At 69.1% G+C, this 12,631-nt stretch carries 12 protein-coding genes; 6 read left to right on the top strand and 6 right to left on the bottom strand.

Annotated elements, in window-relative coordinates; all coding sequences use genetic code 11:
• Positions 1 to 90 precede the first annotated feature (90 nt).
• From JWS13_RS32460 to JWS13_RS32445, 4 genes are all read right to left on the bottom strand, one after another.
• On the bottom strand, positions 91 to 1,728 hold the full coding sequence (locus JWS13_RS32460) for a sigma-54-dependent Fis family transcriptional regulator (protein WP_206011833.1): 1,638 nt from the start codon (positions 1,726 to 1,728) through the stop codon (positions 91 to 93).
• A 175-nt stretch (positions 1,729 to 1,903) separates the two neighbouring features.
• Positions 1,904 to 3,046, bottom strand: a complete 1,143-nt coding sequence (locus JWS13_RS32455; RefSeq protein WP_206011832.1) for an alpha/beta hydrolase — start codon at positions 3,044 to 3,046, stop codon at positions 1,904 to 1,906.
• An 84-nt stretch (positions 3,047 to 3,130) separates the two neighbouring features.
• A complete protein-coding gene (locus tag JWS13_RS32450) occupies positions 3,131 to 4,459 on the bottom strand; it encodes an MFS transporter (RefSeq protein ID WP_206009417.1) in 1,329 nt (442 codons plus the stop codon).
• Positions 4,456 to 5,688: a M20 metallopeptidase family protein gene (locus JWS13_RS32445; protein WP_206009416.1), complete on the bottom strand. Its 1,233-nt coding sequence runs from the start codon at positions 5,686 to 5,688 to the stop codon at positions 4,456 to 4,458. The genes JWS13_RS32450 and JWS13_RS32445 overlap by 4 nt, the downstream gene beginning before the upstream one ends.
• A gap of 128 nt (positions 5,689 to 5,816) precedes the next feature.
• Between JWS13_RS32445 and JWS13_RS32440 the strand changes: the two genes are divergently transcribed.
• Genes JWS13_RS32440 through JWS13_RS32430 form a run of 3 tightly spaced genes read left to right on the top strand, consistent with a single transcriptional unit; the run spans position 5,817 to position 7,744 of the window.
• Entirely contained in the window at positions 5,817 to 6,836 is a 1,020-nt protein-coding gene (locus JWS13_RS32440; RefSeq protein ID WP_206009415.1) for an Lrp/AsnC family transcriptional regulator, read from the top strand.
• 42 nt (positions 6,837 to 6,878) lie between these two features.
• A complete protein-coding gene (locus tag JWS13_RS32435; protein WP_087558074.1) occupies positions 6,879 to 7,406 on the top strand; it encodes a DinB family protein in 528 nt (175 codons plus the stop codon).
• Positions 7,403 to 7,744, top strand: coding sequence for a TraR/DksA family transcriptional regulator (locus JWS13_RS32430; protein ID WP_206009414.1), 342 nt, complete (start codon positions 7,403 to 7,405; stop codon positions 7,742 to 7,744). The genes JWS13_RS32435 and JWS13_RS32430 overlap by 4 nt, the downstream gene beginning before the upstream one ends.
• On the opposite strand, the gene JWS13_RS32425 is transcribed toward JWS13_RS32430, so the two are convergent.
• Positions 7,741 to 8,013 carry an ANTAR domain-containing protein gene (locus JWS13_RS32425; RefSeq protein WP_072948135.1) on the bottom strand — a complete coding sequence of 91 codons (273 nt, stop codon included), beginning with the start codon at positions 8,011 to 8,013 and terminating at the stop codon, positions 7,741 to 7,743. The genes JWS13_RS32430 and JWS13_RS32425 overlap by 4 nt on opposite strands.
• 359 nt (positions 8,014 to 8,372) lie before the next feature.
• Between JWS13_RS32425 and JWS13_RS32420 the strand changes: the two genes are divergently transcribed.
• From JWS13_RS32420 to JWS13_RS32410, 3 genes are read left to right on the top strand one after another with little or no spacing between them, the layout of a single operon-like run.
• Positions 8,373 to 8,591, top strand: coding sequence for a ferredoxin (locus tag JWS13_RS32420; RefSeq protein ID WP_206009413.1), 219 nt, complete (start codon positions 8,373 to 8,375; stop codon positions 8,589 to 8,591).
• Positions 8,581 to 9,945 carry an NAD(P)/FAD-dependent oxidoreductase gene (locus tag JWS13_RS32415; RefSeq protein ID WP_206009412.1) on the top strand — a complete coding sequence of 455 codons (1,365 nt, stop codon included), beginning with the start codon at positions 8,581 to 8,583 and terminating at the stop codon, positions 9,943 to 9,945. The genes JWS13_RS32420 and JWS13_RS32415 overlap by 11 nt, the downstream gene beginning before the upstream one ends.
• Before the next feature lie 14 nt (positions 9,946 to 9,959).
• Positions 9,960 to 11,171, top strand: coding sequence for a cytochrome P450 (locus JWS13_RS32410; RefSeq protein ID WP_206009411.1), 1,212 nt, complete (start codon positions 9,960 to 9,962; stop codon positions 11,169 to 11,171).
• Here the strand turns inward: JWS13_RS32410 and JWS13_RS32405 are convergent.
• A complete protein-coding gene (locus JWS13_RS32405) occupies positions 11,068 to 12,609 on the bottom strand; it encodes an HNH endonuclease signature motif containing protein (protein WP_241032428.1) in 1,542 nt (513 codons plus the stop codon). The genes JWS13_RS32410 and JWS13_RS32405 overlap by 104 nt on opposite strands.
• Positions 12,610 to 12,631: the final 22 nt, after the last annotated feature.

Here is a 12,631-nt window from a genome sequence, read left to right as displayed (position 1 = left end):
CGTGGCTCATAGTGCACTGGTTGCCATATCACTAACTGTCCTGACTTCGGACACCTCCGGACGGTCGCGGATCGGTGGATGAAACTGCAGCTAGACGGTGATTTCGAGGGCCCGCATCCGGACGTAGAGCGTGCTGCGGCTGATGCCCAGCGCGGCCGCGGCGTGCACCTTGTTGCCGCCACTTTCCTGCAGTGCGTCGACGATGGCCTGGCGTTCGGCGCGCTCGCGGCCCGCCAGCCGCGACACCCGCGGCGGCGTCCGATACTGGTCCGGCAGATCCGCGACGGCGAGGTGCGCACTGGTGCGCCCGCGCGCGGCCGCCTGCAGCACGACGGACAGTTCCGCGATGTTGCCCGGCCAGTCACGGGCGATCAGAGCGTCGAGCGCGCTCGCCGACAGCCGGAGGCCCGGTTCGACGGAGTCGAGGACCGCCTGCGCGATGTCCGCGAACTCGCGCGTGCGTTGCCGCAGCGGCGGCAGCACCACCTGCCCGGGGCACCGGCCGGCCAGACCCGCCACTCCCGGCGGCAGGTCACCGAGCGGCGAACTGGTCATCGCGATCCGGGGACCCGCGTCGGCCGCCAGCATCTTCACGACCAGCGGCAGCATCGATTCGGGCAGCAACTGCACCTCCTCGATCGCCAGGACCGCGGAGGGTCCGGCCGCAAGGGTGAGCAGTCGGTCGATCCAGGCCCCGGCGCCGTCGAGGGCGATCGCGGCAGCGTCCATACATACGAGCGACTTGTCGCCGGCCAGATCGCGGACCGCGGTGGTTCTGCCCGTTCCCGGTTCGCCGCTGATCACCACCGGATCCCGCGTCTCGCGCAGCCGCGACAACTCCGACCTGCTGCGTTCGACGACGGAACTCGACGGCGACTTCCCGCGCCGGATGGGGGTGCTCGTCCGGCGGTCCGGACGGACGACGAACACCGCGCCGCCGTCGGTGCCCGCCACGTGGTCGGCCCGGACCAACGCCGGTTCACCCGAGGACAATTGGATCCGCACCGTCTTCGACTGCTCCGGGCGCAGGTCCGCGGCAAGCCCCCGCAGCGTCGCGTGATCGGACACCTGCAGCAGATCGAGCGCGACCCGGTTGCTGAGGAGGATGTCCTCGCCGATCGCGGTGACCGCCATCTGATTCTGCGGCGACACCCGCTGGAACGCGTCCACGAGCCGCTGTTGCGACACCCGGGACCCCTCGAGGAGTCGTCGTTCGATGTCGCCGGCCGCACGGGCCAGGAACGGGGCGAACAGCGGGTTGGCCCGCGACGCGACACCCGTCATGTCGAGGATGCCCTCGACGCGGCGCGTCACCGGATGCACGATCGGGTGCCCGTAACAGCTGAGATCCTTGAACCGCTCGAGGTAGTGCTCCTCGCCGTGGATCACGACCCCCCGCCGGACCTCCAGCGGCGTCCCCAGCGCGGTGGTCCCGACGCAGTCCTCGCCGAACCTCGACCCCAGCACCGCCCCGGCGCCGTCGATCAGCCGCTCGAGTTTGCGGCCGTCGAAGAGGCGGGCGACGATGCGGCAGTCGCGGTCGGCGAGCAGGACGCAGAAACCGGTGCCCTGGATCTGCTGTTGCATCTCGTCGAGGACGGGCCGGGCCGCCTGCAGCAGCCGACTGGACTTGTCCAGGTCGGGGCAGGGATCGTCGCTCGGCGTCGACGTCGGTTCCAGCCCGCTGAGCGCCGAACGCTTCCAGGACAATGCGATCTCCGGCCGCATCGCCGCGTGCCCGGTCGTGCCGCCAAACTCCAACCTCGACTCCTTGCCGCGCGCGGACCCGGTCGTGCACCGGTGCACGACTCACATCCGAACGTACCCACACTGTGTGACTCACGCCATAGTGCCCGCGGACGCGGCGGGCAACTGTCCGGATTCTGGACAGCGCCCCGATCGGTCAGTCGAACAGGCCCCGCACGAACGGGATGGTGTCGGCCTGCGAATCGACGAGTGTGCCGCTGTGATCGGTGGGATACGTCGTGAACGTGACCGGCTCACCGTTCGCGGTGAGCGCGGCGACCAGCGAGAACGCCGACGGCGCGGGCACATCGATGTCGGTGAGCCCCTGCCCGATGAACAGGGGACGGTCGTACCCGCTCGTCGGGACGCCCATGTAGTCCACGAGCAGGCCGTGAAAGTTCGGAATCGTGTTCAACGGCCTGCTGAACAGGTCGCCGACCACCACGCCTTCCGCGGCGTCGTGAAGTTCGTTGACGCACAGCTGTTCCGCCGCGTCCACGTAGTGCGCGCCGAGGGGTGTGAGATACGAGTCGAGGTCGATCTCGGGGTGCGCCGACCGCAGTCCCGCGAGGATGTAGAACAGGTACGACGTGAGGCCGGCGGGGATCGCCGTGGGCGGCACCCCCGGGCCGAGCGGCAGGAGTGTCAGTTCGATGTTCGCGGGAACACCCGTTCCCACGGCCCCGCGGTAGTCCAGCGTCTCCCCGCCGTACTCGGTGGCGTAGCGGGCGGTCGTGATCGCGGCGCCACCACCCTGCGACTGTCCGACCACCACCCACTTGTTCGACAGCGATTCGTCGACGGTGCGGGCGGCCTTCACCGAGTCGACGACGCTGTGCGCCTCGACCTTTCCGTCGAGGTACGGCATCACACCGGGTGTGCCGAGGCCGACGTAATCGGTGGAGACGACCGCGTATCCCTGCTCGAGCCATCGGCCGAGGTACGGATAGTCCCGCTCGGGGAGGGCGGGGCCGACGAGCGAGGGTGCGCAGTCGTCCGCGAGTCCGGACGTGCCGTGCGCCCACGCCACCACCGGCCAGCCCCCGTCGGGCGCCTGCCCCGGTGGCACGTACACGGCGCCGCTGCTGAGTGCGGGATTCCCGTCGGACCCGATCGACCAGTAGGTGATGCGCTGCGCATCGGCGGTGCCGGGGATCCGGAGATCGGCGGGCAGCGGCGCGACGTCCACGACGCTCCCCGGTGTGCGGTCCGCCTCGTCGGCGAACGCGGCCGGGGAGGCGAGGCAGGTGCCGCCGACCGTCAGGGTGGCGATCGCGACGGTGGCCGCGGCCCGTGCCAGTCGTACCGAGTGTGTCTTCACCGCTTCAAGATCCCACACGTGAGCGGCAAAGAGTGCCGGAGCACTCTTTGCCGCTCACGTGGGCTACTGCTGGGCGGCCAGATCCCGGCCCCTGGTTTCCGGGATCGTGACCAGCGCGACGGTCGAGACGGCGACGAGCGCGAGGGCGTACCACTCGAACAGTTCCGGCGACCCACGGTCGGCGAAGAACGTCTGGACGTAGGCCGCCGTCCCGCCGAACGCCGCCACCCCGATCGAGTACGGCACCCCGACACCGGCGGCGCGGAGCCCGGTCGGGAAGAGTTCGGCCATCATCGCCGGCATGACTGACAGGAGCGAGCCCATCACGAACAGGGCGATCGCCATCGCAATGAACAATGTGACCGCGCTGTGCCCGATCATGGCGTTGAGCGGAAACAGCAGGGCGGCGATGCCGAGGTTGCCGATGTACAGCACCGGCTTGCGCCCCACCCGGTCCGACACGGCGCCCCAGAAGGGCAGCGACGCAATCAGTACGAGGTTCGCGCCGACCCCCGCCCACAGTGCGCCGGACGGATCGATACCCCGGACCGTGATCGCGTACGCCGGCGCCGACACCGCCCACACGTAGTAGACGACCGTGCCGCCGACCGTGAAGAACAGGATCTGGCACACCTGCCGCCGGTGCGCCACGAACAACTGCCACATCGACTGCTTCGCAGTGTCGTCACCCGACTCCTCGTAGACCTCGGTCTCGCTCATCCGGGACCGCATCCACAGCACGAACAGGCCGAGCACGCCGCCCAGCAGGAACGGCACCCGCCAGCCCCAGTCGGCCATCTGCTCCGAACTCAGCGTCGTCGTGAGCAGTGCGCCGAGCAGCGTGCCCACGACGACTCCGGTGGTGTTGGAAATGTAGATGAGGCTGGACCACAGTCCGCGCCGCGCTGTCGGCGCGAATTCCACGATGTAGGTCTGCGCGGACGGCAATTCGCCGCCGTGCGCGACGCCCTGCGCGAGACGCGCGACGACGAGGACGACCGCCGCCGCGACACCGATCGTCTGATGGGTCGGGGTCAGGCCGATGACCAGGCTGCCGATCGCGGCGAGTCCGACGGCAAGTGTCATCGACAGCTTGCGTCCCCGGCGGTCCGACAGCCAGCCGAACAGCAGACCGCCGAACGGCCGCGCGACGAATCCGACCGCGAAGACGCCGAACGACGCGAGCAGGTCGGAGACGGCGGACCCGGTGTGGAAGAACTGCGGCGCGAAGAACGCGGCGAACGTGGCGTAGACGGTCCAGTCGAAGTACTCGATCCCGTTGCCGGTGCCCACGCCGATGATCGCGCGGGCCTTCTCCCAGCGCTCGGACCGCTGACGGACGGTGGGTTGGCCTGCGTTCACGGACCCGCTCTCGGTGGCGATCCCGGTCATCGTGCGTCACCTCCCGCCGCGGCAGTCCGGGTCTTGTCGAGACGGCGAACGGCCAGCCCGGCGTAGATGGTCGCGGCGTCGGCGAGCACCGCGTCGTCGAACTGGGCTCGCGGGGAATGGTTCATCGGAGCGGCGTCGGGATCGGCTCCCGGCATGCAGGCGCCCAGCCCGATGAAGGCGCCCGGCACTTCCTGCAGGACGTAGGAGAAGTCCTCGGACCCTGCCATCGGATGCGTGACCGTCTCGTAGCGGTCCTCCCCCATGAGGTCGCTGACAACTTCGGCGCCGAACGCCACCTCGTCGACGTCGTTGACGGTCATCGGGAACTCGGGCGCGACGGTGACGTCGACGTCGACGCGTTGCGCGGACGCCACCCCCTCGAGCACCCTGCGCAGCGCCCCCGGCACCTTCTCGTACGTGGCGGGCGAATAGCACCGGACCGTCGCCTCGAACCGCGCATCGTCGGGAATGATGTTGTGCCGCGACCCGGCCTGCACGTTCGCGACGGTCACGACGACGGGATCGAACACGTCGAACGTGCGGGTGACCATGGTCTGCAGCGACGTGATCATCTCCGCCATCGCGGTGATCGGGTCCCGGGCGGTCGACGGGGACGATCCGTGGCCGCCCGCCCCGCGCACCGTGACGGTCAGCTTGTACGACGCGGCGAGCAGCGTGCCGGCCTTGGAGAAGAACCGTCCCTGCGGCTTCTGGCAGGAGAAGACGTGCATGCCGTACGCGGTGTCCGCGCGGCGACCGGACGCGTCGAGGACACCCTCGTCGACCATCACCTTGGCGCCGTCCCACCCTTCCTCGCCGGGCTGGAACATCAGGACGACGTCGCCCGCCAACCGGTCGCGGTGCCGGCTGAGCAGTTGGGCGGCTCCGACGAGCGCCGCGGTGTGCAGGTCGTGCCCGCATCCGTGCATGGCACCGTTCTGCGCCGCGAAGTCGAGTCCGGTCTGTTCGGTGACCGGGAGTCCGTCCATGTCGGCGCGCAGCAGCACCGTCTGCGCGGCGATTGCCGATCGCTTGCCGCCGCGGAGCACTGCGGTGACGGACGTCGTGCGGGTTCCCGTCGAGATCTCGAGCGGCAGTCCGTCCAGCGCCGCGAGGACCGTTTCCTGCGTGCGCGGCAGGTCCAGACCGACCTCGGGTTCGCGGTGCAGTACGCGCCGCAACTGCACGAGGTCGCCCTGCAGAGCGCGGGCGTCGTCCAAGAGATCCATTGCTCTCCCTTATGTCGGTGGTCACGTTCGGGACCGAATGCGTCGGTGGTCATATGCTGTGAGCCGCGCAACGACGGACCGCCGAGAACGTCGAAAACGATCATTATCACCGAACCAGGGAGAGTTTTATGAGCGAGATGCTGACCGAAGCCGAGCTTTCGCTCATTCACGCCCTGCAGATCCGCCCTCGGGCGACGTGGGCCGAGCTGGCCCCGATCCTCCGGGCGACGTCCGCGACCCTCGCGCGGCGGTGGGAATCGGTCACCGAACGCGGACTGGCCTGGATCACTGCCTATCCCGCGCCGATGACGGGTGCGGGGGCGTTCACCGCCATGATCGAGGTGACGTGCGACCTCGCAGGCACGAAGGCTCTGGTCGAGGCGCTCACCCGGGACCCGCGGGTGTCGTCGATCGAGCATGCGGCCCGCGGCCGGGACCTCATCCTGACCGTGCAGACGGGATCGCTGCACGAATTGTCGGACCTGGTGCTCGAGGAGTTGCCCCGCCACCCGAGCGTCAATTCGACCCGGACGCACACGTGCACCGCACTCCACGCGGAGGGCAGCCGGTGGCGCCTCGATTCCCTGGACACGGCGCAGTCCGCCGCGATCGCCGCACTGGAGAACACCCCTCCGCAGTCCGGATCCAGCAGGCCGGAGAGCCTGACGGACGAGGTCGCCCGGGCGCTCGTCCGCGAACTCACCCGGAACGGCCGGGCGTCCGCGCGCGAGATCGCCGCGGTGATCGACCGGCCCGCGTCCTCGGTGCGCAGGCAACTCGCCGGGCTGTTGCGTTCCCGCGCGGTGGTGCTGCGCTGCGACGTCGCCCAGAACGCGACGCGGTGGCCCATCACCGTCACGTGGTGGTGCCGTCTGCCCGTGCGCGCGCACCGCGACGTCGTGGAGGTCGTCAACACCCGCCCCGAACTGCGGTTGTGCATGTCGATGACCGGACCCGCGAACTTCCTCGTCAGCATGTGGGTGTCCTCGCTGCCCGACCTGCTGCGGGTGCAGGAGTGGCTGGAGACCCGCGCCCCCAGCCTGGAGATCATCGACTCGTCGGTGACGCTCCGGTCCCGGAAGCGGATGGGGTGGGAACTCGACACTCACGGCCGCGCGACCGGTTATGTCACCGCGCACGGCGGCTGACCGCTACGGTCGAATGCGCCATCATCGGACCGGCTGGAGCAGGTGATCCCCGTGACCTCTACCGCGAAAACGTCGACGACCGGCGAGCGTGCCGACTTGCTGGAGTCGCTGGCCAAGCACCGGTACCTGCTCCGCCACACCGTCCGCGACCTCACCGACGAACAGGCGGCCCGGCGCCCGACGGCGAGCGTGCTGTGCCTGGGCGGACTCGTCAAACACGTGTCGGACACCGAACGGGTGTGGGCCGATTTCATCGTGCGCGGCACCGACGCCGTCCGCGGCGGTCCCGTGGACGGCACCGGCACCGGCAATCGCGAGAAGGAATTCACACTCCGCGACGACGAAACCCTGGCCGGCGTCCTCGACCGGTACGCGAAGGTGGCGCACCGGACCGACGAGATCGTGGCCGCGCTGCCCGACCTCGACATCTCGCATCCGCTGCCGAAGGCGCCGTGGTTCGAACCGGGTTCGCGCTGGTCCGCGCGCCGGGTCCTGCTCCACATCATCGGTGAGACCGCCCAGCACGCCGGGCACGCCGACATCATCCGGGAATCCCTGGACGAGACATGACCGTCCCCGAGCATCGCGTCCGAATCGCCGAGGAACGCGCCGACGCCGAACGTCGAATAGCGTCGCTGACCGGGCGTTTCACCGCGATCGTGGAGGGATCGGAATTCACCACGGACGACGACGAACACGATCCGGAGGGCTCGACCATCGCGTTCGAACGGGCCCAGGTGTCGGCGCTGCTGGCCGACGCCCGGCGCGAGGTCGAGGATCTGACGGCGGCGCAGCAGCGACTCGACGACGGGACGTACGGCGTCTGCATCCGGTGCGGCCGGCCGATCGCCGAGGTTCGGCTCGACGCGCTCCCCGCCGCGCAGACGTGTATCGATTGCGCCGGTTAGGGCAGGAAGGCTCCCCACTCGCGCGCGGCCACGTCGCGGGCCCGGCGATGGTCGTCGGCCTCGGGACGGATGCCGTCGGCGAGGTCGGCGAGGGCTTCGGCCAGGTCGCCGACGTCGACCTGATGCCGCATGGAGGAGTCGAGGAGTTCGTCGAAGGCCTGGTCCGCGCTGTACGAGCTGCCGCGCGCGGTGGTCAGGATCTGAATTGCAGCGTCCAATGCGGACAGGTGCCGTGTCGCGCGGGTGTCGCGGTGAGCTTCGATCGTCAATATTCCGCCTCTGAGGTGTCGCCACTGGGCGTTGCCGGTCTGGTGTGACCACATCACATCACGATCCGGACGTTCGTGTTGCGAAATCGAGACCGTGTCCGAAAGTTGTTTCTCGACAGGAGGATCCGAACTCCGGCGAGGTACTTGTAACTCTCGTTACTACCGCGAAGTTCTACCGGTGAGTAGGTCGCGCGCGGAATCACATTTCTGAACGGCTCCAGAACAGCGGATCGAAACCGAACAGACCGGCCATTCCGCAATACTGTTTCCCGGGCGGAATTCTCCACCCGACGCGATCGGACGGCCGTGCGCCGCGCAGTCCCTGTGGACCCGTGTGACCAGAACTGTTCAGAATCGGGATGATTGACGTGAAACTCGTCGTCGACCTCAATCGGTGCCAGGGTTACGCGCAGTGCGTGTTCCTCGCACCCGACGTCTTCACTCTGCACGGAGAAGAGGCCCTCCTCTACGACGCGGGCCCCGCCGACGGCGAACGCGAGCACGTGTCGCAGGCCGCCGCGGCCTGCCCGGTGCATGCCATCACCACGGACCTCCCCGTCCACCACGATGGGGAGTGACGTGCGGATCGTCATCGTCGGCGCGTCGCTCGCCGGGGTGCGCGCCGCGGAGGCGCTTCGGGGGCAGGGCTTCGACGGTTCGCTGACCCTGATCGGCGACGAACCCTACGAACCGTACGACCGGCCGCCGCTGTCGAAGGCCGTGCTCCTAGGGATCATGCCGCCCGACCACGCGGCGCTCCCCTACCGTTCCGACCTCGACGCGAAGTGGCTGCTCGGCGTGCGGGCCACCACCCTCGACCTGGAGAACAACCGGGTGGTGCTCAGCGACGGCGACGCCGTGGAGTTCGACAAGGTGCTGATCGCGACCGGCGTCCGCGCCCGGCCGTGGTCGAACTCGTCCGAGGCGGCACTCGACGGCGTCTTCACCGTCCGCACCTGCGACGACTCCCGCCGACTGAACGAGCGGCTGTCTGCCGGACCGCGCCACGTCCTGGTGATCGGCGCCGGGTTCACCGGTTCGGAGATCGCGTCGGTGTGCCGGGAGCGCGGGCTGTCCGTGACGGTCACCGAGCGCGGCCCGGCACCGCTGGTCGGTGCGCTCGGCGGGGTGGTGGCGGCGGTCGCCGCCGACATGCAACGCGACCACGGCGTCGACCTGCGCACCGGGGTCACGGTGACCGGACTCGACGGCGACAGCGACGGACGACTGTGCCGCGCGCACCTCTCGGGTGGGACCGCACTCGACGTCGACGTCGCGATCGTCGCGCAGGGCAGCATCCGCAACACCGACTGGCTGGCCGGGTCCGGCCTCGCCGCCGGGCCCCGGGGGGTCACGTGCGACGCCGGTTGCCGGGCGTTCGACATCAACGGCATCGTCACGGACAACGTGTTCGTCGCCGGTGACGTTGCGCGGCAACCGCATCCGCTCTACGACTACCAGTTGCTGGCACTGGAACACTGGGGCAACGCGATCGGTCAGGCCGAGGTGGCGGCGCACAACATGATCCACGACGGCCTCCGCCGGCGACCGCACCTGGAAATTCCGGCGTTCTGGTCCAGCCAGTTCGGCGTCAACATCAAGTCCGTCGGCATCCCCACCTATTCCGATCAGGTGGTGATCACCCAGGGTTCGGTCGCCGACCGGCGCTTCGTGGCGGCGTACGGCTTCCGTGGTCGCGTCACCGCGGCGGTGGCGTTCAATCAGGGGAAGTGGCTCGACTTCTATCGGGGGCTGATCGAGTCGGCGGCGGAGTTCCCACCGGACTTCGACGTCATGGACCGGGCGGACCCGTTCGAGGTGCGGCCGTCGGAGTTGCCGGACCCGGCCGTTCTCAGCCACGGCCCGACCGTCGCGGTGACCGGTCATCTGCCCACCGAACGTCGTGTCGAGTTCGTCTCGCTACCGAAGTAACAGGGAGAGTGTCCATGTCGCGTGCCCAGTTGTTCGAGCGGATCACCGACCAGGCGAACCGGCCGAACCCGTATCCGCTGTACGAGGAACTCCGTGAGACTCGGGTGGCGCCGCAGGACAACGGCTCCTTCCTCGTCGGCCGGTACTACGACGTGATGGCGCTTCTGCACGACCCGAGGATCAGCTCCGATCTGCACAACCGGGGGCCGGGGCTCCCCGGAGCGGATCGCGCCGGCGACGGGCCGGAGTCCTTCCTCAAACTCGATCCGCCCGAGCACGATCGGTTGCGCCGACTGACGACGCGACAGTTCGGCCCACCGCACAGCCCCGACCGGATCGACTCCATGCGTGGCGAACTCGCAGAACTCGTCACCAACCTCGTCGACGGACTCGACGGCAAGGGCCGCATCGACATCGTCGACGATTTCGCGTACCCCTTCCCCGTCTCCGTCATCTGCCGTCTGCTCGGCGTGCCTCACGAGGAGGAACCCCGGTTCCACGCCTGGGCCGACGCATTGGTGGCGGCCATCGACCCCCGGCGCACCAGCGCCGACAACGAGCAGGTGAAGGCGGCGCAACAGGCCCAGATGGAAATGGCCATGTTCATGGCCGGTCTCATCGAGGACCGTCGCCGCAATCCCGGTGACGACATGCTGTCGGGTCTGGCCAACGATTCGGGTCCCGACGGCCAGTTGAACACCGTCGAGTTGGTCACCAACTCCATCCTGCTGTTCATCGCCGGGCACGAGACGACCGTCAATCTCATCACCAACGGCATGCTGACCCTGCTGCGCAATCCCGACGTGCTCGAACGGCTTCGCGCGGAACCGGAGTTGGTGCCGAAGGCTGTGGAGGAATTGCTCCGCTTCGAACCGCCCGTGCACCTGCTGGGCCAGCGAACGCCGATTGTCGACATCGAGATCGACGGCGTCACCGTCCCAAAGGGGTCGCCGCTCGTCCTGGCGTTGGCGTCGGCCAATCGCGATCCCGAACGCTTCGTCGACGCCGACCGGTTCGTCCCCGACCGCGAGGACAACCAGCACGTGGGTCTGGGCAGCGGCATCCACAGTTGCTTCGGCGCTCCCCTCGCCCGCCTCGAAGGGCAGATGGCGCTCGCCGAACTCATTCGCCGCCTCCCGAATCCGCGCCTCGTGGAGGACCCGCCGCCCTACCGGCCCAACCCGGTGCTGCGTGGTCCGCGGCACCTGCTGGTGGACTGTGGGTGACAGGGGCTGACCGGCTCCTCCGCGCACGCTCGATCAACTCACCGGGGTGGTGCCGGTGGTTGATGCGCGGTGTCCGGGTGCGGTCGATGTGCGGCGGCGGGATCCATTCGGTCCGGCCCGCGTGTGTGGAATGCGCGGGCGCGGACCTCGTCGCCCACCCGGTGGCGCTGTCGTTGACCTGGGCGTGGCATGCATCGCAGACCAGGGCCAGGCCGTCGACGTCTGTGCGCCCACCCTTGTGCCAGTCCGTGACATGGTGCACGGCGCACAGACTCGGTGGCGCCGCACATCCCGGCCGAGTGCAGCCCCCGTCCGCCGCAATCAGGGCGAGTCGCTGATCGGCGCTGGCCAAACGACGCCGCCGACCCAGGTGAAGCGGACGACCTGCGTGGTCGAACAGTGCCAGCACCGGATGCGCGTCCTCCGCCAGGGCCAGTGCGTCCGCGATCGGGAGCAACCCACCTGTGGCCGTCGTGGCGAGACCACCGACCGCCTCCTCCAATTGCTCGAGCGTCATCGTCACGATCACCGTGGCCGGGAGGCCGCGGTGCCTGCCCAGCACTCCCGACTCGAGCAGCGCCCGGAACAGCGCACTGAACGCGTCGTGGTTGCGCTGCGCGGCGGTGCGGGTATCGCGAGCAGCCGCGGCCGCCAACATGTCTCGATCGAGAGCCGGGTCTTCTCCGTCACCGGTCGGTGATCCGGGATCGTCCGGATTGTTCATTCCGGGCCGCGCCCATTTCGCGAGGATCGGATCGAGCATCGCCCGTGCGACGGGGTCGAGTTCACCGGAGATCCGCGACATCAGTTCGGTGTCCTGACGGCCGATCGAAATGCCGCGTCTGCGCTTCCGGTCGCGGTCGTCGCCGAGGTTCCCGTCCGGATTCAGGTAGGCCAGCAGTCGATGCCCGGCCTGCTCCACATCCTCCGGGGTTCCCGTCCGCGCCAACCTCGCCAGCACCGCCTCGGCGTCCGCGACCGCCTCGTTGCCGACGGCATGCGGAATCTTGCGCATCACCCTCGCGATCGCCCGTGCATGATCCGTCCCGATGTCGCCGTCACGCTGTGCCGCAGCGGTTTCCGGAAACACCGGCGCCATCGGATCGCCGGCCAGGGTGTGCCACACCCCCAGTTCGCGGGCGGCGGTGACCCGGGCGGACGCATCCGCCCCCGAGATCCGGAGCACGTCGATCAGCAGCTTTCTCGGGGAGTTGCATCCCAGCGAAGACGGGATCGAGCGCTCCACACTCTCCACGACCAACCGGTGCGAGACCGCCTCCGCGCGGCGCAGCGACCGTTCCAGCTCACGCATCATCTCGACCACATCACCATCCGACAACCCGCTCAACCCGGATTCGAGCAACCCGTCGACCGCAGCGGCGAGCATCGACAGATGCTCCGCCACCCGGCTCCCCACCGACCCCCCAGTCGAACTCATGTGCGAATACTATCGCGGGGGT

This window comes from Rhodococcus pseudokoreensis, assembly GCF_017068395.1.
GTDB lineage: Bacteria > Actinomycetota > Actinomycetes > Mycobacteriales > Mycobacteriaceae > Rhodococcus_F > Rhodococcus_F pseudokoreensis.
Note: the sequence above shows the minus strand (reverse complement) of the source record. Positions and strands in the feature narration are given on the sequence as shown.